17 protein-coding genes and 1 tRNA gene are annotated in these 21,083 nt (G+C 59.2%); 7 read left to right on the top strand and 11 right to left on the bottom strand.

Annotated features, from left to right (window positions below; all coding sequences use genetic code 11):
• Positions 1 to 175: 175 nt before the first annotated feature.
• Positions 176 to 550: a DUF3175 domain-containing protein gene (locus IVA92_RS19435; RefSeq protein WP_247276736.1), complete on the bottom strand. Its 375-nt coding sequence runs from the start codon at positions 548 to 550 to the stop codon at positions 176 to 178.
• Between the two features lie 179 nt (positions 551 to 729).
• Here IVA92_RS19435 and IVA92_RS19430 point away from each other — a divergent pair, with 179 nt between their 5' ends.
• The 3 genes from IVA92_RS19430 to IVA92_RS19420 all read left to right on the top strand — a co-directional run bounded on the left by IVA92_RS19430 (position 730) and on the right by IVA92_RS19420 (position 4,742).
• Positions 730 to 2,214 (top strand): MFS transporter, encoded by a 1,485-nt coding sequence (locus IVA92_RS19430; protein ID WP_247276747.1) that lies wholly within the window; start codon positions 730 to 732, stop codon positions 2,212 to 2,214.
• 3 nt (positions 2,215 to 2,217) lie between these two features.
• Positions 2,218 to 3,039 (top strand): trehalose-phosphatase, encoded by an 822-nt coding sequence (gene otsB / locus IVA92_RS19425; protein WP_247276735.1) that lies wholly within the window; start codon positions 2,218 to 2,220, stop codon positions 3,037 to 3,039.
• Between the two features lie 239 nt (positions 3,040 to 3,278).
• Positions 3,279 to 4,742 (top strand): trehalose-6-phosphate synthase, encoded by a 1,464-nt coding sequence (locus IVA92_RS19420; protein WP_247276734.1) that lies wholly within the window; start codon positions 3,279 to 3,281, stop codon positions 4,740 to 4,742.
• Between the two features lie 114 nt (positions 4,743 to 4,856).
• Here the strand turns inward: IVA92_RS19420 and IVA92_RS19415 are convergent, their stop codons facing one another.
• Entirely contained in the window at positions 4,857 to 5,198 is a 342-nt protein-coding gene (locus tag IVA92_RS19415) for a hypothetical protein (protein ID WP_247276733.1), read from the bottom strand.
• Positions 5,199 to 5,393: 195 nt separating this feature from the next.
• Between IVA92_RS19415 and IVA92_RS19410 the strand changes: the two genes are divergently transcribed.
• Positions 5,394 to 5,483, top strand: a tRNA-Ser gene (locus tag IVA92_RS19410).
• 441 nt (positions 5,484 to 5,924) lie between these two features.
• On the opposite strand, the gene IVA92_RS19405 is transcribed toward IVA92_RS19410, so the two are convergent.
• From IVA92_RS19405 to IVA92_RS19365, 9 genes are all read right to left on the bottom strand, one after another.
• Complete coding sequence (locus IVA92_RS19405; RefSeq protein WP_247276732.1) at positions 5,925 to 9,347, bottom strand: type I restriction endonuclease subunit R; 3,423 nt, start codon at positions 9,345 to 9,347, stop codon at positions 5,925 to 5,927.
• A gap of 24 nt (positions 9,348 to 9,371) precedes the next feature.
• A complete protein-coding gene (locus tag IVA92_RS36065; protein WP_247276731.1) occupies positions 9,372 to 10,535 on the bottom strand; it encodes a restriction endonuclease subunit S in 1,164 nt (387 codons plus the stop codon).
• On the bottom strand, positions 10,532 to 12,631 hold the full coding sequence (locus tag IVA92_RS19395; RefSeq protein WP_247276730.1) for a class I SAM-dependent DNA methyltransferase: 2,100 nt from the start codon (positions 12,629 to 12,631) through the stop codon (positions 10,532 to 10,534). Before IVA92_RS19395 ends, IVA92_RS36065 begins: the two co-directional genes overlap by 4 nt.
• A 332-nt stretch (positions 12,632 to 12,963) precedes the next feature.
• Positions 12,964 to 13,920: an Abi family protein gene (locus IVA92_RS19390; protein ID WP_247276729.1), complete on the bottom strand. Its 957-nt coding sequence runs from the start codon at positions 13,918 to 13,920 to the stop codon at positions 12,964 to 12,966.
• Positions 13,921 to 14,356: 436 nt separating this feature from the next.
• Positions 14,357 to 14,740, bottom strand: coding sequence for a hypothetical protein (locus IVA92_RS19385; RefSeq protein ID WP_247276728.1), 384 nt, complete (start codon positions 14,738 to 14,740; stop codon positions 14,357 to 14,359).
• Positions 14,741 to 14,805: 65 nt separating this feature from the next.
• Complete coding sequence (locus IVA92_RS19380; RefSeq protein ID WP_256464962.1) at positions 14,806 to 16,185, bottom strand: recombinase family protein; 1,380 nt, start codon at positions 16,183 to 16,185, stop codon at positions 14,806 to 14,808.
• A complete protein-coding gene (locus IVA92_RS19375; protein WP_247276726.1) occupies positions 16,182 to 16,625 on the bottom strand; it encodes a DUF2924 domain-containing protein in 444 nt (147 codons plus the stop codon). The genes IVA92_RS19380 and IVA92_RS19375 overlap by 4 nt, the downstream gene beginning before the upstream one ends.
• A 196-nt stretch (positions 16,626 to 16,821) precedes the next feature.
• A complete protein-coding gene (locus tag IVA92_RS19370; protein WP_247276725.1) occupies positions 16,822 to 17,007 on the bottom strand; it encodes a helix-turn-helix domain-containing protein in 186 nt (61 codons plus the stop codon).
• 160 nt (positions 17,008 to 17,167) lie between these two features.
• Entirely contained in the window at positions 17,168 to 17,884 is a 717-nt protein-coding gene (locus IVA92_RS19365; RefSeq protein ID WP_247276724.1) for a hypothetical protein, read from the bottom strand.
• Between the two features lie 124 nt (positions 17,885 to 18,008).
• On the opposite strand from IVA92_RS19365, the gene IVA92_RS19360 reads away from it, so the two are divergent.
• The 3 genes from IVA92_RS19360 to IVA92_RS19350 all read left to right on the top strand — a co-directional run bounded on the left by IVA92_RS19360 (position 18,009) and on the right by IVA92_RS19350 (position 21,076).
• Positions 18,009 to 18,908, top strand: a complete 900-nt coding sequence (locus IVA92_RS19360; protein WP_247276723.1) for a helix-turn-helix domain-containing protein — start codon at positions 18,009 to 18,011, stop codon at positions 18,906 to 18,908.
• A gap of 378 nt (positions 18,909 to 19,286) precedes the next feature.
• Entirely contained in the window at positions 19,287 to 20,606 is a 1,320-nt protein-coding gene (locus IVA92_RS19355) for a site-specific DNA-methyltransferase (RefSeq protein WP_247276722.1), read from the top strand.
• Positions 20,607 to 20,617: 11 nt separating this feature from the next.
• On the top strand, positions 20,618 to 21,076 hold the full coding sequence (locus tag IVA92_RS19350; protein ID WP_247276721.1) for a phage terminase small subunit P27 family: 459 nt from the start codon (positions 20,618 to 20,620) through the stop codon (positions 21,074 to 21,076).
• The last annotated feature ends 7 nt before the right edge of the window (positions 21,077 to 21,083 follow it).

Raw genomic sequence — 21,083 nt, 5'->3', positions numbered from 1 at the left:
GCTCGGACCGCGCCACTTCCTCCGTCGTCGTGCTGGCCAAGGCCAGGACCCATTCCCCCCGGAAACCGTTGCTGCGCGAAGCGGGTAACTCCGAGTCTTCGCCAAACCACGTCTTGTGATGATGGGTCCTGGATCAGCGCTTCGCTTGTCCAGGACGACTGCGGAGCTCTGAAACTCACTCCTTCCCGAAAGCCCGCTTCAGCTCCACCTTTGCGCGCTCCAGTCGCGTGCGCTGCGTCTTCGGTAGCGTCTTGCCGGCGCGGTTGATGTAGAACGTCAGCATCGACAGCGCAGAGCGATAGGCGCCGGTCTTGCGGCGCGAGCTGTGCTCGGCCGAGCGCTTCAGGGAGCCCGCGATTTTCCTGGGGTCCTTGAGCTTGAACACACCGTGCTTGAGATCGAGCGCGTTGCTCTCCTTCGTCACACGTTGCGACCATCGCTTCGGTGCTGCGCGGCGGCTTGACCTCTTGCGTGTCGTGCTGGCCTTGCGGCGCGCGGTGCTGCTCGCGCCTGTCTTCCGCGAATGTGTCGTCTTTCTGACCTGAGCCATGCGTCAACTCCTTGCAGCTCCATCGGAAACGGATGTTCTTGGAGGCTGTTCCCAAGGGAACTCGACCTCGTGGCAGACGTTGTCGCAGGCAGGCGGAATGCCGCACCCCCATGATCGGATCGACCCCGTCCACGCCATGTGAACCGGGGCCGCTTCCATTGATCAGACGCAACAACGCGATGGAATTGCAGGAAAGCCCAGCGCTGAATTATGGACCTGCGATCTCGGCGGTGGCGACGGATCGCATCGTCGAGACCAGCATCCCCTCGCGGCTCGACGCGCTGCCGTGGAGCGGCTTTCACACGCGCGTCGTGCTCGCGCTCGGCATCACCTGGATCCTCGACGGGCTCGAGGTGACCCTGGCCGGCGCGCTCTCGGGCGCGCTGAAGCAGAGTCCCTCGCTGCATTTTTCCAATCTCGATCTCGGCATTGCCAATTCCGCCTATCTCGCCGGCGCGGTGCTGGGTGCGCTCGGCTTCGGCTGGCTTACCGATCGCATCGGCCGCAAGAAATTGTTCTTCATCACGCTTGCGCTCTACCTCTCGGCGACGGCTGCGACGGCTCTGTCATGGGATGTGGCGAGCTACGCGGTGTTCCGTTTCCTCACCGGTGCCGGTATCGGCGGCGAATACACCGCGATCAACTCAACCATCCAGGAGCTGGTGCCGGCGCGGTATCGCGGCTGGACCGATCTCGTGATCAACGGCAGCTTCTGGATCGGCGCTGCGATGGGCGCGGTGGCAGCCATCGTTCTGCTCGATCCTGCCGCGATGGGGCCCGACATGGGCTGGCGCCTCGCCTATCTGATCGGCGCGACGCTCGGCCTCGTCGTGCTGTTGATGCGGATGTGGATTCCGGAGAGTCCGCGCTGGTTGATGATCCATGGTCGGCCCGACGAGGCTCATGCGATCGCCGATGAGATCGAGCGTTCGGTCATTGGACACGGCCAGGATACGAGCGACGGTCGCTTTACGAAGATCCGCCTGAGGATGCGCGATCACACGCCGATCGCCGAGGTCATCCACACGCTGTTCTCGGTTTATCGACAGCGCGCGCTGGTCGGCCTCATGCTGATGAGCGCGCAGGCATTTTTCTATAACGCCATCTTCTTCACCTTCGCGCTGGTGTTGACCGATTTCTACGGCATCAGCGCCGATCACGTCGGCTGGTACCTGCTACCCTTCGCCGCCGGCAACTTCCTCGGCCCGCTGCTGCTCGGCCGTCTCTTCGATACGCTCGGCCGCCGCACCATGATCATGTTCACCTATGGCATGTCAGGCCTGCTGCTGGCGCTGTCAGGCTATCTATTCTCGATCGGCGCGCTCAGCGCGCAGGGGCAGACCATCGCCTGGATGGTGATCTTCTTCTTCGCCTCGCCCGCCGCGAGCGCGGCCTATCTCACCGTCAGCGAGAACTTTCCCTTAGAGGTTCGCGCGCTGGCGATCGCGGTATTCTATGCAGTCGGCACGGGCATCGGCGGCGTGATCGGGCCGGCGCTGTTCGGCGTTCTGATCGACACGGGATCGCGCACCAGCGTATTCGCCGGTTATCTGCTGGGGGCAGCCCTGATGATCACGGCTGCAATCGTGGCGTGGCGCTATGCCGTCTCGGCGGAGCGCAAATCGCTCGAACAAATCGCACGGCCGCTTGCCTTTATGGAGTAGACTATGAAATCGGAACTGGCGGAAATGGAATTGGACGAGAAGCTCACCATCCCTGGTGACGACGAGACGCCGGAAACGGTGCCGGTGCCGCACGCGCTCGTGCCGCATCTGAACGAGACCGCGATCCTGCTCGACATCGACGGCACGCTGCTCGACCTGATGCCGACGCCGCGCGAGGTGTGGGTGCCGCCGGGGCTTTCGGACACGCTCAACCGATTGGTGGAATGTACGTCAGGCGCGCTGGCGCTGGTCAGCGGCCGCTCACTCAACGATATCGATCTGATTTTCGCCCCCGACGTGTTTTGCGCCGTCGCCGGTCACGGCGCAGAGATGCGGCTGTCCGCGGACAATGAAGCTGATGCCGTGCATGCGCCGCCGCTGGACAAGGAGCTGAAGCGGCGGCTGGCTGCGATTGCCAAGCTCAGCCCGGGCATTCTGCTCGAGGACAAGGGCTACTCGCTTGCGCTACATTACCGCCTGGCGCCACATGCGGAGAAGGCGATCTACGAATCCGTGTCGCTGATCCGCGCGGACCTGCCCAGTGCGCCGATCGAGGTGCTGCCTGGCAAGTTCGTCTGCGAGATCAAGCATTCAGGCTTCACCAAGGCGAGCGGCGTGCGCGAGTTGATGAAGCACGAGCCCTTCAGGGGGCGTCGTCCACTGTTCATCGGTGACGACGTCACAGATGAGACCGTGTTCGCGATCATGCCTGATATGAACGGGCTCGCCTTCTCGGTCGGCCGCCGCGCCATGGGCGTGAACGGTCACTTCGATGCGCCAAGCGATGTGCGCGCGTTCCTTGCGCACCTGCTCGATCCGAGGTGAAACAAAGGCAGCGCCACTTCGCAAACACAATGCGCGACACCCTTTCGTGGCGCATCGCAATGCATCCTGCGCAATTCCGGGCGCACGAGCTCTCTTTGCGCTGAAATCCTTGGTTCCGCGAGCGAAACCAGTTCCAACGCGCACGCCTGATTTTGGTTTCAATTCGTTGAAACGATGATCAGGAACCATATTGATGAACGGCAGTTAAACGGGTGGAATGAAACAGGAGGGGACGGCCTGTGAACTTAGTCGTCGTTTCAAATCGCGTCGCGCGCGGCAAACCCAATGAGCCCATGACGGGTGGCCTCGCGGCGGCCTTGCTGCCGGTCGTGGAACATTCGGGAGCTATTTGGGTGGGTTCTTCAGGCCGCGTGCGCGATGGCCATCAGAAGGAACCGTTCGCCGAGATCGAAGCGCTGGGGTCGGGCGCGATTGCGACGTTGGATCTGCCGGCGGCGCATTACGGCGGCTATTACGAAGGCTTTGCCAATTCGGCGTTATGGCCGGCACTGCATTCGCGCAGCGATCTGATCCGCGTCTCGCGCGAGGATTATGTCAGCTATCGCGAGGTCAACGCCTTCATGGCGCGCGCCTTGATGCGCTTCCGAAAAGCAAAAACTGCGTTCTGGGTGCAGGATTATCACTTCCTTGCGCTCGGTGCGGAATTGCGCGATCTCGGCGTCGATGATCCGATCGGTTTCTTCCTTCATACGCCGTGGCCGGTCGCCGCGGTGATGCAGGGCGTGCCCAATCATCGCGAGCTGATCACGGCGATGCTGGCCTACGATCTGCTCGGCTTCCAGACCAATGAGGATTGCCAGAACTTCCTCGGTTATGTCGGCGGTGAGCTCGGCCTCGCCGTTGAGAACGGTGTTGCGATCTCTCAGCATGGCCGCACCCGCTGTGAAGTGTTTCCGATCGGCATCGATGCGGAAAAGTTCGCAGCTTATGCCGCGAAATCGGTGTCGCATCCCGACGTGTCTCGGTTGCGGCGCAGCCTCAACGGCGAGCGCCTCGCGATCGGCGTCGATCGCCTTGATTATTCGAAAGGCCTCGTCAACCGCATCAGCGCGTTCGACCGGCTCTGGACCGAGCAGCCGCAGTTTGCGCGCAGCATTTCGCTGCTCCAGATCGCGAATCCCTCGCGGGGTGGCATCGAGGCCTATGGCAACCTCCAGAACGAGGTCGCTCGTCTCGTCACCGACGTCAATGGTCGCCACGGCGAAGTGGACTGGACGCCGATCCGCTACCTCAACAAGGGCTTCAGCCAGGCCGTGCTCGCAGGCCTCTACCGCACCGCGCAGATTGGCGTGGTAACGCCGCTGCATGACGGCATGAACCTCGTCGCCAAGGAATATGTCGCCGCGCAAAACCCGGCCGATCCCGGCGTGCTGGTGCTGTCGAAGTTCGCGGGCGCGGCCAACGAGCTCGACACCGCCTTGCTGGTCAATCCGCACGACATCGACGGCATGGCGCGCGCGATCGCCGTCGCGGCCTCAATGCCGCTCACCGAGCGCAAGATGCGCTGGGACGCGATGATGAAGAAGCTGCGCGGCCACACCATCCAGCAATGGTCCGCCGATTTCGTGGCTGAGCTCGAGAAGTGCCGGACGGAGAAGGCCGCTGTCGCGCCGCTTGCCGCGCAACCGCCGCAGGCGCTACGTTGGCTGAAGTCGGCGATCTCAGGCGTGAGGTTGATCTAAGGTCTCGTCAGGCCGGGCCTGTCCCGGCCATCCACGTCTGACGCCTCGGCTTGAACGTGAATGCCCGGGACAAGCCTGGGGCATGACGGTGCACTGCGAGGGCGGCCCGCGGCGTCAATAACAATACGACACGCCATCCAGAATCGCGCACTGCCGCTTGTTCGGCGCGTTCGGATCATCCATCGGCGCCATACCCTTACCCTGACCGACGAACACGCCTGGCCCGACATGCACTGAGCTTTTTTTGCCGATGATCACGCTCGGATGCGGCGAGGCGCTCGAGCGCGTGCCGTCCGGCCAGATGATGGTATCGCCCGACAGCATTCCGCGCCGCCCGTCGTCGCAGCTCACATCGACGCCCTGCCGCGTGCAGACCTGCGCCAGGGCCGGCGCGGCGAGGGCGATACCCAAGCCCGAAATCAAGCTCAGCGCGGTGATGGTCTTGCAGATGGTCATGGCGTCCCTGGCATGTCTGGCGTCCTCACGTGAATCGTCGCCCCAAACCCACCGATGGTTCAGCCGACCGGCGCGTCAGGACGTTGGCCGGCGCGAGATATTCTCTCGTAAATCCAATATGTTGCGGAAAATTTCACCCGATTTTACCGCGATCCCTTGCAAAATCGTCGGCGCCCCTTCAAGAGAGGGCGCTCCGGAGAGATGGCCGAGTGGCTTAAGGCGCACGCTTGGAAAGCGTGTGTGCGGGAAACCGTACCGTGGGTTCGAATCCCACTCTCTCCGCCAGCCCACCAAAATCACTTCGTACTTCAGACTGGAGACAGGCCAGAAATGCGGCCGTTTCCCGCTGTTTCAACCAACGGAGAATTCTCACCACCTATCGAACTTGGCGCTGGATAGGTCTGGAGAACCGAATTTTCTCCGAATGTTTGAACTCGCAAAATTGGTCTAGTACGGGATTTTTCGGAACATCAATGGCTTATTAGGACAGCGGTTTGAATCTCTCTCCCTCATCCAATACCCTCAGACCATGACGCTAAGCCTTGGCCTTACTCCGGCTGCAAAGCTCCTAGCTATTACCTTGCAACCGGCTGATACCGAAGCTCCTCCAACGCGAAGTTCGCGGCTCATTTTTTGCGACAGGCCCAGGTTGAGCAGGCGGTGCTTTGCTGGAATTTACGAATCTCCATTTTCGTCGGGAAGCGAACTGTCAAACACCAGAACCGGTCAGAGCGCGCCAAAAGTGCCGCGGGCTGCCTGCTGCCAAACGTACGAATAGACGTTGTTGGCTACCAGCTTCTTCTCCTCGGCCGTGAAGGGTGGCGTTGGCAGGCTGGCGTAGATCTGATCGAGTATAAAGACCTCGACGTCTGCCTTGGTCTGCTCCTTTTCCCAGAAGCGGTCGAGTTCCGCCAGCTGGGCTTTGATCGAGGCAAGCAACTCGCGGCTGGCCTGCTTCACTCGTTCGCGGGACCCCCTATCGAGGCCCTCCTTCTGAAGCAGGTCGAACAGGGCCAACTCGTCCTCGCGCAGCCCCTCCCGGGTTGCGCGCATTTGTTCCTCGTCGAGACTGTTCACCAGTTCGACGAGCCGGCGGAATGTCTCCTCGATTGTCGTGCGATCCTTCTCACGGTTGTAGTCGGCGACGATATCCTCGTATTTGCGTTGGTAATCCATCCGCGTCGGGTTGCGAGCAAGCATCTCGGCGAGCTTCTGTTCGACGATGTCCCGGATGTCCTGAATTGCTGTCGCCTTGCGGCTGACCTTCTTCGCAAATTCCTCACGCAGCTTTTCCAGATTGATCTGGCTGAGATCGAACGTCAGCCCTTCGGCCTGATCATCCCCTGGCGCCTGCGTCCGGATCGCCTCGTTTATGATCCGGTGCAGTTCCTTGAGCAGATCGGTCACATCCGCGGTGTCGCGGCGTTCGGTCAACTTCTTGTAAATCGCCTCGATGTTGTCGTGCCGCTCGGCGTAGGCGAACGCCGTCGGCTCCATGAGCAGCGCCATAAAGCGGATGAACACTTGCCGCGCCAGTATTTCGAACCGCCGCTTGGCGTCGTCGCTTGAATAGACGGCATTCACTGCATCGGCAAACCCTCGGATTCGCGCGAACCCCCTGGCCCCGATGAGCGAGCCGGGTTCGAAGCCGACGTTCCGAAGATGCGCCTCGGTCGCCTCGATGGCCTCGATGAGCGCCTGCACCCGCTCCTCGACCGGCGCGAGGATGTCGTCGCCGCCAGCGCCGTCCTCGCCGAGCGCGTATTGCGCCAAAGCGGCGCGCAGGCTTGCCAGCATCCCGTTGTAATCTACGATCAGGCCGAAATCCTTGCCTGGACAGACGCGGTTCGCCCGTGCAATCGCCTGCATCAGGGTGTGGGCTTTCATCGGCTTGTCGATGTAGAGAGTCGACAAGGACTCCACGTCAAAGCCCGTCAGCCACATTGCGCACACGATCGCTACACGGAACGGATGTTCCGGCGTCTTGAAGGCCGTTTCGACATCGACACGCTTGCCATCGTTCGTATCGAAACCCTGTTTCATCAGAGCACGATGCGGGATGATATCGAAGTCCCATTTTTTGAAGTCGGCGACCTCGTTCTGCGCCTCGCTGATGATGATCTCGATGATGGTCTCGTTGATCCAGTCCGACTGGCGCTTCAGCTTCGCCGCTTCTTCGAATAGCACGGCGCGCGCCGCTTCGTCGGCAGTTGCTGTCGCTTCCGCCTGCTTTGCGTCGCCGGCAAGCCGCACCTGCGCCGCCTTCGCCTCCCAGAGCGGGATGATGCGCTGATGCATGCGGGCACAGGTGATCTTATCGATGCAGACCAGCAACGATTTTCCTGACTCCCATCGGGTCGCGCAGTGTTCGACGAAATCCGCCGCGATCTTGTCGAGACGCTCGTCGGCGGTGATGATCTCGTAATCCTTGCCGAGCAGCTTATCGAGCAACGCCGCCTGGTCGGGATCGAGTTCGGCCTCCTCGATCTTCTCCGCGATCCGGCTGTTGAGATCCTGCCGGGCGACGCCAAGCTTCTCGCCGCGGTTCTCGTAAACGAGCTTGACGGTGGCGCCGTCCTCCTCCGAGCGCTTGAAGTCGTAGCGCGAGACATAGTCGCCAAAGATGCGCTTGGTGATCTCATCCTGCTTGAACAGCGGCGTTCCAGTGAAGCCAATGAAGGCGGCATTTGGCAGCGCGAGCCGCATGTTGCGCGCCAGGCGCCCCGATTGAGTGCGGTGCGCCTCGTCGGAAATCACGATGATGTCGTCGCGCTCGCTGTAGGGGTGTTTGGGATCGACGTCCCTGTTGAACTTGTGAATCAGGCTGAAAATATACGGATGGTTTTCCTTCAGGAGGCGTTCAAGATCATCTCCCGTTGCGGCGCGCGGCGTTTCCTTGCCCGTGACGCCGCTGCCCGCGAAGGTCTTGTAGATCTGGTCGTCGAGGTCGTGCCGGTCGGTCATTAGAAGGAAGGTAAAATTCCCTTCCACTTTCCGCCGCACCTTCTCGGCGAAGAAGGCCATTGAATAGGACTTTCCGCTGCCCTGCGTGTGCCAGAACACGCCGAGACGACCGAGATCAGGATGCGCACGCTCGACAATGCTCACCGGCCCTTCGGGGATGAAAGGCGACTGAGGAGCTTCCTCCATCCCGACCGGCGCCGGCAGGCGCCGCCGATCCTTGGTCGGTCGCTTCTCCAGTGGCAGTTCGATGACGCGATGTCGCAGCCGCTTCTCGGGCGGAAACTCGCGCTTCAATGCCTCCTGCCGCTCGACCGATGACACCGCAAGGTTGACGCCGAGAACCTGGTGATTGCGCGCCACCACCTTGCGCGTTGCGCCCGGCTTACTCTCATCGAACAGCACATAGTTCTCGATGATGTCGAGCAGCCGGTCATGCGCCAGCATGCCATCAAGAAGCACCTCGGCATCAACCTTGCCCTTGTCGGTCTCGTCGAGGCGCTTCCACTCGTAGAAGTGCTCCCATTCGCTGGTGATCGAGCCGTAGCGGGCGCGATCCCCATTCGAGACGATCAGGAAGGCATTGTGATGGAAAGCATGCGCGATGACGTTCTGGTCCATGTAGTCGGAGAGATTGCCGTCGAATCCTGCGCGGATGTTCTTGTAGACGGCCTTCAGCTCGATGAAGACTAGCGGCAGGCCGTTGACGAAGCAGACGAGATCGGCGCGGCGGTTGTAGTTCGGCGTTCGCAGCCCGGTGAGCTTCAATTCACGCACGGCGAGGAAGCGGTTCGAGCCCGGCTTGTTGTCGAAGTCGATCACGCGGGCGCGTGCGTTGCGGAGATGGCCGGCTGCATCGCGATACGAGACCAGAACTCCGTTGCGGATCAGGCGATGGAAGTCCTGATTGTGTTGCACCATCGAGCGGCTGAAATTGTGAACGGTCAGCGCCCGCATAGCCGCGTCGATGGCGGCTGACGGCAGATCGGGATTAAGGCGCTCAAGCGCAGCGCGGAGGTCGCGGGTTAAGACCGCCTCAGCCGTATCCTTGCGGCCGAGCGTACCCCCCGGTCCGAAGTTCTCGTCGTTCCAGGCATAGACACTCTCCCAGCCGAGCTTCTCCTTCAGATGCGCGGCAAACGTCGCCTGAACCAACCGGTCCTCGCTGTTGATGCCGGTTACCGCCATGTCACGAGGTCCTTCGCTTAGACGTCATGCGGCAATCGCCCCGGTCATTAGGCGTGGAAGGAGCAAGTCGCGAGCTTGGGCGAGTTTTTTGTTCTGCTGCTCAAGTAGCTTCCTTTGCGCGAACACAACTCGAACCTGTTCATCAAACAGCGATGTCAAGCGCGGCAATGGGATCACGACGTTTGCAGCATGGGCGACTTTTCGATCCAGAGTCGGCACCGATGCCCCACCGTTAAGTTTCGCGAGGTTCATTTCAGAAAGCAGGAAGTACGCGAAATAGATGGAGGCAGCCTTGAACTCGGTAACCCAAAGGCTCGTATTCAAGGGCCAACATGGATCATCAACAAAGCAAACAGTTCCAAGTGATCCCGAACGGCCGGTGATGAGCGTCGGAAAATTCACTTTCGCGGTGTCATGTTCACCAACGATCCCAGTTGATCCATAAACAGGAATGCCGCCTGGAATGCGGTCACCTATCGGGAGATCAAAACCACGCTGCAAATTGAGTACTGATCCTAAAGTCCGCCGCTCCCAACCGTCGGGAATGCCGTCGGCAATCTTGACGTGTTCGTGGCCGGGGAAGCGGAAGTGGACGAACCACTCGCGGTAGAGCATCCGCGCCGCCTCCTCCAACAGGGCAATCCGCCGCCGGTTGTTCTCGATCAGGTCGTCGTAGGCTGAAAGGATATCTGCGATGGCAGATTGTTCGCGAACACCCGACGGAATCTTAACTCGGCAAGCTTTGATGCGAGTTGGCGAGGTGTGACGAACCGTGGAGCCGCTTGCTGAGCCGCGCACTTGTCCCCGGTAGCTATGCGTATTCAAAAGATAGTATAGAAATTTGCGGTCGATCATCTCTGATCGAGTAACTTGTACCAGACCGAGTCGTTGATTGTGCAGGTACCGGTCACTAGCTGGCACGAAGAAGGCACCGCCTAGAACAGGCGCACGGCTAATCAAATCAGTCATAACGACAAGCAAATCACCTTCGGTGAGCAGATAGCCTTCTGGTACAGGGCCAACATAGAACTTTTCCTTGTCGCCCTTGTCTCTGAAACCGCCATTCTCGTGGCAGTTTCCTGGGGTCAACAGAACCAGCCCGCCGTCGTCCGCAAAGTACTGCCCTTCGAATGCAAAGCCATGCTTGACGTCAGCGAAATCACCAATCTGTCTTTCAACCCAACTCACGCACCCAATCCCTCAAAGTTCTTCGAAATGCGCGCGGCCAGTTCCGCTGCCTCCTCGTTTAGCTCCTTCAGGTCAATGTGGATGGCGCGGAGCGCCTCCTCGAAATCGAAATCCTCATCTTCTTCCTCCGGTGCCACCCCGACATAGCGGCCGGGCGTCAAGCTCCAGTCATGCGCCTTGATTGTCGCCCGATCGACAAGCTTGACCAGACCTTCCACGTCGCGCAGCGCCGCCTCGGGAAAGCGCTCCTGAAGCCAGTCGGCCTGCCGCACGAAGTAACGCGCGAGCCGCAGCGCCTCGACAGCGTCGGCGCGCGCCCCCTCCAGCGCCTTTCGGGCCTTGGTCACGTCGGCATTGTCCCATGCCTCTGAATCTCGCGCATCGAGCTCCTTCACGGCGATATCGATCGCGCGACCCGCGAGCTTCGCCGCAAGGTCGATCTGCTTGGTCAGGTCGCGGCATCGGTCCGCCAGTGGATGCAGGGCGAGGCGCGCCGCATTGAGACCAGTATTGTCACGGCTAATAGCCGGCCAAGCGGTCACTTGCGCCGTCGACTCTTCGCCGAAGGTCCCGATATCCTCCGCCAAAGTTCTGCAGGTGGCGGTTAGTTCGGCCCACGGCTCCGCCAGCGGATCGTTCTCGCGCTTGAGCTTGGCAAAGGGAGAAATCTGGGTGATGAGCTTGCCGATTGTCTCCTCGAAGTTAGCGAGCGGCTCAGTTGCCGCTTGGCCGCCCTTGATCGCCTGCGCCAAATAGGATTCGACGAGCTCGAGGAAGCGGTTCGCCTGACCGCGATAGAGCCAGACGATGGCCGCGATGTTTTTCTGCTGCTCCGGACTGAAATCGCAGACTGAGCGCGACACCTTGCGGAAGATGTTCCGCGCATCGAGCATCAACACATGGTCGGCCCTCGCTTCTTCTTTCTCCTTCGCGCGATCAAAAAACCAGAGCTGGCAGGGAACCGTGCGCGTATAGAAGAAGTTACCGCGGATATCGATCATCGCGTCGACCGCGCCGGTCTCGACCATCTTCTGCCGCACGATTGCCTCGCCGCCTCCAGCACTCGATGCCTGCGAGGACATCACGACGCCAGCGCGGCCAGTCTCGTTCAGATAGCTGTAGAAATAGGATAGCCAGAGAAAGTTCGCGTTTGAGACCTTCTTCGCCTTGTTGACGCTGGGCAGACCGAACGGCAAGCGCTTGTCGCTCTTGATCTTGTCTGCGTCCACTTCGTCCACGTTGAACGGTGGATTGGCCATCACGAAATCGCATTTCCCCGTGAGTTCGTGGGGGTCCTTGTAGTAGGTGATGGCTTCATTGCCGGCCCGGATCGTGCCCTCTAGGCCGTGGACCGCGAGGTTGATCTGGGCGAGCCGCGCAGTCGTTTCGTTTTTTTCGTGGCCATAGAAGGTGACGCGCTTCATCGTATCCAAGCCTTCGTCCTCGATGAAGTGGCTCGATTGCACGAACATGCCGCCCGAGCCGCAGGCTGGATCAAGGATGGTCCCGTGATCCGGCTCGATGACGTTGACGATGGTCTGCACGATTGAGGGCGGGGTGAAAAACTCTCCGTTGTCATGCGCGCCCTGCTTGGAGAACTCGGCAAGAAAGTATTCGTAGATGCGGCCAAACACATCGCCGGACGCTTTACGCAAGCCTTCCGAGTCGAACATGCGCATCATGTCTTCCAGCACGCCACCCTCGAATCGTGCGTAATCCTTTGGTAGTTGGCCGGCGAGCGGCGGGAAGGCGGCTTCGATTGCTTCCATGGCGGCATTGAGCGCCGCGCCGAGATTCCCGTCTTTCGGCGTCTTCAGAATCACGTCGAACAGTGCGCTTTCGGGCAGGTTCAGGGCGCGACGGCGAGTGAAGTCGGCGTCGACCAGCGCCCGGTCCGGCATCTTGCCGGCGGCCTTATCGGCCTCGATGGAGGCCTCCGCCTGATAGAAGCGGTTCGTCGCATGGCGCAGGAAGATCAGCCCCATGATGGGCATGAAATACTCGTTTGACGCCAGATTGGAGTTCGCCCGTAGATTGTCGGCGATCTTCCAGAGCCCGGCTTCAAACTTTCCGAGTCCCTCCAGATGGTCAGCCACCGACGCGCCTGGATTGATGTTGGCAGGGTTCGGGTTCCTTACGCTAACGTCCATTTCTCAGCTTTTTTCCCTAATATTTTCGACGATTTTATCGGGCGCGCCTCGGTTTCAAGGCCGTAGACGTCCGGTCGTTTAGCAGATCCTGGATATTGCCGACCAGCACGCGCGGCCGCTTGTGGCATCGTCTTGGTAGTAACGAGCTTGGGGATAGGGGACGCTGTTCGGTGAATGGGAACGGGCCCGCCTGCAGGCTTTGGTGGAGAAGACAAACGCAATGTCGAACGGCAAGCTCGCCTCTTGCGGCCAGCGCTGTTTGGATGGAATTCGGACGGCTATTGCCAAATCGATTCTCTTTCCCACCCAGCCGGGAAGCCGGCTCCAGAAAGTGAGACAATGTTTGATTTCGGAAATCCGCCAACCAGTTGCGTGAACCGGCTGGTCCAGCCGGAGCCCGGGTTTATTGATTTCAGTAGAAACGCACAAATGCAAGCCATGCCATAGACGCGCGTCTGCGCATGCGTATTACCGAGCAGATGCGCCAAATCTGGGCAGTCTTGCTTTGAAGGCCATTTCGGCTGGACAGGGCTTGGTTTGTTCCAGAGTCTGCTGTGATGAGCGCAGACATTCCTTGCAACGTTGATTGCGTGGAGCCAGTTCTCCATGATGTCGAATGAGCGCACGTTAAACACTGAAGCTATCGCCGACTGATCAATCTTGTTCAGCCCACTGAAGAGCATGGACATCGCGCCAAAATCCCAAACCTCTGCTGCTATCCAAATAGGTGGATTTTCACCGGGGTATTTGCTCCGGAAGTGTTTGGCGAACTCTTCTTTTGATTTGTCAAAAGCTTCGTCTTGCCGGCGGATCCATTCGCGATGCTTCACGAGCCCCGTTTTTGGGTTCGGTCGTCGCGCAAAATTGCCATGCAGGAGGGCAGGATCGCGATGCGCATCTGCCGACATCTGGCCGAGCTGCAGTGTTATCTGGACTCGAAGAGCGATTTCGATTCGCTCGATCACATCCAATAGCAATAACCGGAACTTCTTATCGAAGACGTAGAGGTCGACGATTTCTGCAAGCTCGGAACCAGGCTTGAAATTGTCGCCAACGATAAGTTTTCCAGCGGCTACGTTCGACTGACGGTAGGGGTACCAGTAGCCACTTAACCTGTAGTACCCGATTTTACCGAGGTAAGAACTCGCCTTCGCATCATCTGAAATGGCCAAGCCTCGCCCTTTTATAAGAGCGATTTGCTGGTTCAGCGTTAGAAAGGGCTTCGCGTAAGCCACAATAGGGCTTCAAAAACGAAGACCGACCCGTACATCTTTCAATGCAGAGGGGCCGGCCGTGTTGCTGCTTATATGAGTCATGCTGGAATCACTGTCAATGGGGTATCTTTTTTATAGACTCGGAACTCTTAAACTTGGCCTTAAGACTAATTATTGGGCTAGTGAACAGTTGTGTCGAGAACTAATTGCAATCCGAGACCTTTTGCGTGGGCTTAGCGTCGCTCAGGCCGCACGATTTCAGATAGTGCATATCAGGAAAAACCATTTAGTATCAATAGCATGCGTTGTTTTATCGCGATCCCTCCCTCGGGCAGCGAGATGGGCACTTGTCGATAGCGCCCCCATGCGATCGGCTCACCAACACGAGGCAAATTCCATAACATTCGATCAGCGAATTCCGCTTCCACCTGGTGCCGTAGAGGGGCGTTAGGTGGTTTCAGGCTTCGCGGGCCAGGGAGCTGATCAGAGCCTGTTGCTCGTCCCACGCGGCGGGAATGGATCTCAAGAGCTGCGCCAGCTCGAGACCTTCCGGTTGCAGCCCATTCAGGATGGCTTCGGTGATGGTGGGGGAGAGCAGGGTGAGGCGAAGCACCCGGCAGAGATAGGACTCGTTGATCTTCTCCGCCTTGGCCAGTTCTCGCACCGAACCAAACAGGCTCGACTCCAGCATGTGACGCCAGCGATGGGCCCGCACCACGGCTTTAATCAACGTGTTGTCGACCTGCGGCTTCGGCGGTGACCAGGCCTCCGCAGTCGCAGGAGTTACGACGCGTTTGCGTCCGCCCTGCCGGCGGAACGAGATCGGGATGCTCACGACCATTGTTCGGCTATCCCGACTGAGCTTGGGTCGGCCAAAAGGTCCAAGGGTGAGGGTAGTCGGTCGGTTCATTCGGCGGCCTGCTGGAAGGGCGGCGGTTGTAATTCGGAAGAGAGCGAGGTCAAGCCTTGGATCTTCAAGGTGATGTCCATCCGCTCGGCATGCATGTCGATGCGCTCGACGAGCAGCTCGACAATACGCGCCTGTTCCGCTGGGAATAGCTCATCCCAGAGCTCGTCAAAGCCGAGCAGCGCGCTCCGTACCTCGCCCTCGGTGACGTTAGCATTTTGTTTGCGTAGGACGCGCCAGGTCTGGACGATCACTTCTGGAGTCTGCAGCAGTAGGCGAAGCTGATCGATGATAATCCGCTCCAACTCGGCCGCGGGCACCAACTTGACGGGACAGTCTGATCTCCCCTGTTTCATTGCGGTCTGGCTGATGTAGTAGCGATAAAGGCGGCCGGATTTGCGGGTGTGCGTCGGCGACATCGCCGCGCCGTCAGGCCCAAACAGCAAACCTTTCAGAAGGGCAGGGGTTTGTGCCCGGCTGTTGTTCGCGCGCTTGCGCGGGCTTTCCTTGAGAATCGCGTGGACCTGATCCCAGAGCTTTCGATCGATGATCGCTTTGTGCTCGCCCGGGTATGAGGTACCTTTGTGAACGGCCTCGCCTAGATAGACCCGGTTGTGGAGGATCTTATAGAGAACCCCCTTATCCAGGAGGTGTCCGTATCGAGTGCGTTCATTGGCGGCAACAAGCTCGCGAGCCAGCAGGGTCGCGGACTTGAGCTGCACGAAGCGCCGAAAAATAGCTCTGACCCGTTCGGCATCGGCTTCGTGAATCAGCAATTTGCGATCGCGGACTTCATAGCCGAGCGGCGTCCAGCCGCCCATCCACTTGCCGCGCTTGCGAGAGGCTGCGACCTTGTCACGGATCCGCTCGCCAATCAGCTCGCGCTCGAACTGGGCGAATGTCACCAGGATGTTCAGCGCCATACGGCCCATGGCGTCTTTGGTGTTGAAAGACTGCGTGACGGACACGAACGTCACCCCATGGCGTTCGAACATCTCGACAAGATTGAGGAAGTCGAGCATTGAGCGCGAAAGTCGGTCGATCTTGTAGACGACAATGACGTCTATCTTGCTGGCCTGGACGTCTGCGAGAAGTCGTTTCAGGGCGGGTCGTTCGAGTGTGCCGCCCGAGAATCCGCCATCATCGTAGCGATCGGAAACAGCGGTCCAACCTTCAGCCCGCTGGCTCACGATATAAGCTTCACAAGATTCTCTCTGAGCATCCAGAGAGTTGAAGTCCATATCGAGACCTTCTTCGCTCGACTTGCGGGTATACACCGCGCAGCGGAGTTTACGGACCGAGCCGGGGGCTGAGCGGGCTGCCTCGAAGGAATTCGCGAATGGGCTAGTCCGGCCCTTCGCTGGTCTACGGGAAGTCATTTGCCCACCGAGTTCTTTAAGCCGAAGAAGACCCAGCCATTCCATTTGGTGCCCGTGATCTGGTGGGCGACCGAGGAGAGGGACTTGTAGGGGCGGCCGAGATACTCGAAATCGTCGTGGCGCACGGTCACGCAGTGCTCCACGCCTTCCCATTCGCGGATCAGCTTTGTCCCGGCGACGGGGCGCAAAAGCGGTCTGGCCTTCCGGTCCGCCGGCTTCTGGTCGGCATACTGCTTGGCCATGGCCTTAAGCCGCTCGGTGGTTTCGCGAGACAGGCCGCCATAGGCCAATTCCTGGATGCGGTAGGCGAGCCGGCTCTCTAGGAAACGGCGGTTGTAGGCGGGGGCCTCGGTATCGAAAAGCTCACGCCAGCGGGCCTTCAAAGCGGGGGCGGAGGCGCCTTTCACGGCCGCCAGCTGCGCCAGCACGGATGATTTCATGGCCGATTTCCATTCTCCAATACGGGTCGAACACCGCTCTGGCTGGGCGAGAAGTGAAGCGAACTTTCTCCGGAGTTCGCGAATTTTCCACTGGACTTCCTGGCGTCAAGGCGCAGTAGGCCGGCTGCCAATATCTCGGCGATATCTGTGAGATGTTCCGAGCGATCCGAAATGGGACTCGAATCTGGGGCTTTGATCATGAGAAAGAGGGCGACTTGCTGCAGCTCTTCTCCCATGCCTCGACCATGTCCAATGGATAGACCACCCGGTGGCCAATTTTGAGGTACCCGGGGCCGATGCCCTCTTGCCGCCAACGCTGCAGGGTGCGGTGCGAAATCGAGAGGCGCCGTGCCAATGCCTTTTCGCTGAGGTGCGCATTCATTGCCAAATCTCCGTGTTAGTACCTGTGACTACGCAGCGGAGTTTGTTGATTCGCGGAGTTATTGTCGGCGAGCCTAAGGAGGTCATCTAGCGGGAAACGTAAACGCTGAAAACTCAAGGAGTTTTCTTTGTTTGTTACTCGGCTGGAGGCTGGTCGGAGGCTACGGAGGAGGATCAATCGCCAGCCGATACATCCCATTACCGTCCGACTCAATTATCGATCGGCCGCCTTTTTTGGTCTTCAACACATCGCTCATTTTGCTCTGAGAGGAGCCGACCGCTTCCAATAGTTTCTTGCCATTGCGCCAGCCGTTGCCGTCTTCGACACGGGCATCATGCAGAATTCGCACGATCTTGGCCAACTGCGGCGACAACCTGTAGTCTGTCCCATGCAGCGATATGTGGCGGTAGTCGCGGTCATGGCGAAAAGCGTGGTGGCCCCGTTGACCGAGCGCGTTATCTAGCCATTTCGGGGTTGTCCTGACGTTGGAGGGCACGACCGGAAGCTCGAAAAACTCGATCTTTTCAAACTTGCGATGTTCTCCAATGGCTTCGAAGAATTCATAGTCAATTTCAAGAATATCCCAGAGGCTAGGCTCGATAGGAATACGCCCGGAGCCACCTTCCGGAATTCCGGACCCGATGATGTCCGCGTTCGACAGCAGTTCCTTGAATGCTTGGTCGGCTGCCTCGCGAAGCTTCTGATATTCGCGCAGCGCTACTGGATCTCCAATGACGCGATGGGCGGCGATGTCAGAGGGTGGCTCAGCCTGACCTGACAGCCTTACCAATTGAGTAAACTGCGCTTCGTCAGTCCATTTCCTGAAGGCGCTTTCCGGATCAAGCCCTCGCTTTGGACGATTGGGGATCAACGACATAGCCTTTTCCTCAGCCTAACCCTTCACCGGCTTACAGCGTCGGTGATTCGGGCCTTTTCGTCATCTTAGCCCGCCGTTGATATGTCATTGGGGCCGGCTGCCCCATGTCATTGTGGATATTCGGTTGCGCTCCCTTACCCGCAACTACTCCATTCCGTCACGCGACCTTGCAATCAGTGTGCCGAAATCCTTCTGTATGCGTGCAACAGGAATGGCCAACATGGATCGCATAAATCGGGCGGGGGCTTTCCCGATACTAATAGCCTTCAAGGTACTCGCGCTGACGGACGACATGTCGGCAGTAGAGCGCCGAGTCGGTGCAACCCTGCTCGACAGCTTCAATCGGAAAACCGGGCAATGCGATCCCAGCCTTGATAGAGTCGCGAGTCTTTTGAGTGTCCACCGCCGCACGGTTATTCGCGCTACCGCGAAGCTCGAAGCTCGTGGGTTGTTCCGTAAGATCCGTCATGGTGGTCATTCACACCGAAACCACTATGAACCAATCTGGTCCAGGTTCGCTGATCTCGAAGTCAGATGGCGCAGCCGCTTCGAGGCCGCCGCCCGCAAGCGTCGGGCAGGAATGTCATCTTCAGCAGGGCCGGCAAGCCACAGTGCTGGTGATCAAGCCGTCACCCAAACCTGTCGTAATAACCAATCTAAACTAACCTCGTTGGAATCTCGCTCTCACGCCGCAGTCATGTCTGGAAATCGTAACGGCTCGGCAGCCGGGACATCCCGGCCGACGTTGTATGCGACAGCCAGACCTCCTAAGCCATCTCAACAATCAGCAGATGTAGCCAGATGTGCAGCTGAGCGTCGCTGGAGCGACGATCTCTTACGGGAGTTCGCGGGTCAGCCTGCTGTCTATGCGGACGTGGTCGATTTCATAGACGAGGCGTTGCGAATTGCGGCAACAGAGGCGGAGCTTCGCAGCCGAGGCCTTGGCGGCACGCTTATTGTTGAACAGTACCTTGAGTTCGCGGCGGGTATGGGTTCGCGCATAGCGCGTTGGGATGAACAGTGATGTTCGGGCCAAACCGGGGGGCGGGTCAAAAGTCGGTCGATCTGCAGCGGGCAGACCGGCCCCTCTCTCATTCAGGGATTTTTTTCCGGCGCAGGCGAATTTTCGGGCCTGGAAAGGGGCGCATTTCGGGGGCCTCACCCTCCCAAGCAGCTAGCCATGCGGCGACCGACCGCAACACTCTGAAGACGCAACACAATTTGTACACTGGTGGTTCTGTTGCCCTTCGTGTCTGCCTCAACGCAGTCAGCAGCAGGCAAAACCGACCATTATTTTCCTTTGAGCGCCTAGGATGTTCACGCGCGGCCCCGCTTAAAAAGGTGAGTCAATTCAATGGCGCTGGTTTCGAAAAAATGTCGCGAAATTCCCTAGGGGGAGGGGGTGCCCGATGACAGCGCGATGTGCAAAGGCCGCGACATGACACAGGCGACGTACCCAGAAGAAGCGAACGTACGACTTCAAATCGAATACTGGCCGCTTGATCGGCTGATCCCCTATGCGCGCAATGCGCGCACCCATAGCCCAGCCCAGGTCGCCGAGATCGCCGGCAGCATTCGCGCCTTCGGCTTTTCGAATCCGATCCTCGTCAGCGAAGACGCAGATATCATTGCGGGTCACGGCCGGCTTGCCGCTGCTCGCAAGCTCGGCCTGACGGAGGCGCCGGTCGTGGTCCTCCGTGGATTGACGGAGGTGCAACGCCGCCAGTTGGTGCTTGCCGACAACAGGATTGCGCTAAATTCAGGTTGGGACAGCAAAATGCTAAGCCTCGAGCTGGCCGACTTGTCTGCGTTGGGAGCCGATCTCGCATCTATCGGCTTCAGCAAGAAAGAGTTGGCGGCCGCGCTGTCCCGGATCGAAAACGGCTTGACGGACGAAAACGACACCCCCTCGATCGTCGAGGTCGCAGTCTCCCGGCCCGGTGACATCTGGCAGCTCGGCCCTCATCGCGTTGCTTGCGGCGATAGCCGAGATGCAGCTCTCGTCCGTTCACTGCTGGCTGGTGCCTTGCCCCAATTGATGGTCACCGATCCGCCTTATGGCGTCGACTATGACCCGGAATGGCGCCATCGTCGCGGCGTCAACAATTCGAAGCGGACTGGCAAAATCCGCAACGACGAGATCGCCGACTGGGCGCCTACCTGGGCCTTATATCCAGGCGAGATCGCTTATGTCTGGCATGGTGCTTTACGGTCGACCATCGTAGCCGAAAGCCTTCTCAAGAGCGGCTTTTCGATTCGCGCGCAAATCATCTGGGCCAAGGACCGCTTAGTCATGAGTCAGGGAGACTATCACTGGCAGCATGAGCCCTGTTGGTATGCGGTCCGGAAGAAGGGAAACTGGACCGGCGATCGCAAGCAAACAACCGTCTGGAATATCAGCAGTGGCGGGCAGGACGCCGAAACCAAGCATTCGACCCAAAAGCCGGTCGAATGCATGCGCCGGCCGATGCTGAACAATTCCAGTCCCGGACAGGCGGTGTATGAACCCTTCCTTGGAAGCGGAACGACCCTGATCGCGGCGCAATCGTGCGGGCGTATCTGCTTGGCATCCGAGATCGACCCGTTGTTCGTCGACGTTGCGATCCGCCGATGGCAAGCCTTCACAGGGGAGAAGGCAATTCGCGAACGAGATGCCGTCGTCTTTGAAATGCTGGAGCAGGAGACGCAATCAGCGGGCGGCGCTCGTGGTCCGCTGGTCTGATCGGAACGGACATGCGTGGCCGTCGTCCAAAACCAACAAGGATCAAAGCTTTGACTGGTAATCCGGGGAAGCGTCCCCTCAACATGCACGAGCCGCGGCCTGAACCTGCGCTACCCGAGTGTCCACCGGAGCTCAATTCGGTTGCCAGACGGGAATGGGCGCGGCTGACCGGGGAGCTTGCAAAGCTCAGTCTCATAACTCACCTCGATCGCGGCGCGCTGGCCACCTACTGCGGCGCTTATGCAATGTGGGCGGAAGCGATGGAGCAGATTCAGAAATTTGGTACGATGGTCAAATCGCCGACAGGATATCCGATACAGTCGCCCTACCTGGCAATTTCGAATCGACAGGCGGAGATCATGATGCGCATTGCGTCGGAGTTCGGTTTCACGCCCGCAAGTCGGAGTAGAATATCCTTGCCGTCGCGAGATCAGCTTCCACTTTTTGATGGCGAGGATGGGGAGAGCTGAATGCTCT

Origin of the sequence: Bradyrhizobium sp. 154, assembly GCF_023073875.1 — a bacterium.
Taxonomy (GTDB): domain Bacteria; phylum Pseudomonadota; class Alphaproteobacteria; order Rhizobiales; family Xanthobacteraceae; genus Bradyrhizobium.
This window is presented reverse-complemented; position numbering and strand designations above follow the sequence as displayed.

What these genes read in the sequence shown, in the direction of transcription:
- IVA92_RS19435 (WP_247276736.1), bottom strand. Translation starts at nt 550, where the DNA reads ATGGCTCAGGTCAGAAAGACGACACATTCGCGGAAGACAGGCGCGAGC.
- IVA92_RS19430 (WP_247276747.1), top strand. Translation starts at nt 730, where the DNA reads ATGGAATTGCAGGAAAGCCCAGCGCTGAATTATGGACCTGCGATCTCG.
- otsB (WP_247276735.1), top strand. Translation starts at nt 2,218, where the DNA reads ATGAAATCGGAACTGGCGGAAATGGAATTGGACGAGAAGCTCACCATC.
- IVA92_RS19415 (WP_247276733.1), bottom strand. Translation starts at nt 5,198, where the DNA reads ATGACCATCTGCAAGACCATCACCGCGCTGAGCTTGATTTCGGGCTTG.
- IVA92_RS19405 (WP_247276732.1), bottom strand. Translation starts at nt 9,347, where the DNA reads ATGGCGGTAACCGGCATCAACAGCGAGGACCGGTTGGTTCAGGCGACG.
- IVA92_RS19385 (WP_247276728.1), bottom strand. Translation starts at nt 14,740, where the DNA reads ATGGTCGTGAGCATCCCGATCTCGTTCCGCCGGCAGGGCGGACGCAAA.
- IVA92_RS19380 (WP_256464962.1), bottom strand. Translation starts at nt 16,185, where the DNA reads ATGACTTCCCGTAGACCAGCGAAGGGCCGGACTAGCCCATTCGCGAAT.
- IVA92_RS19375 (WP_247276726.1), bottom strand. Translation starts at nt 16,625, where the DNA reads ATGAAATCATCCGTGCTGGCGCAGCTGGCGGCCGTGAAAGGCGCCTCC.
- IVA92_RS19370 (WP_247276725.1), bottom strand. Translation starts at nt 17,007, where the DNA reads ATGAATGCGCACCTCAGCGAAAAGGCATTGGCACGGCGCCTCTCGATT.
- IVA92_RS19365 (WP_247276724.1), bottom strand. Translation starts at nt 17,884, where the DNA reads ATGTCGTTGATCCCCAATCGTCCAAAGCGAGGGCTTGATCCGGAAAGC.
- IVA92_RS19350 (WP_247276721.1), top strand. Translation starts at nt 20,618, where the DNA reads ATGCGTGGCCGTCGTCCAAAACCAACAAGGATCAAAGCTTTGACTGGT.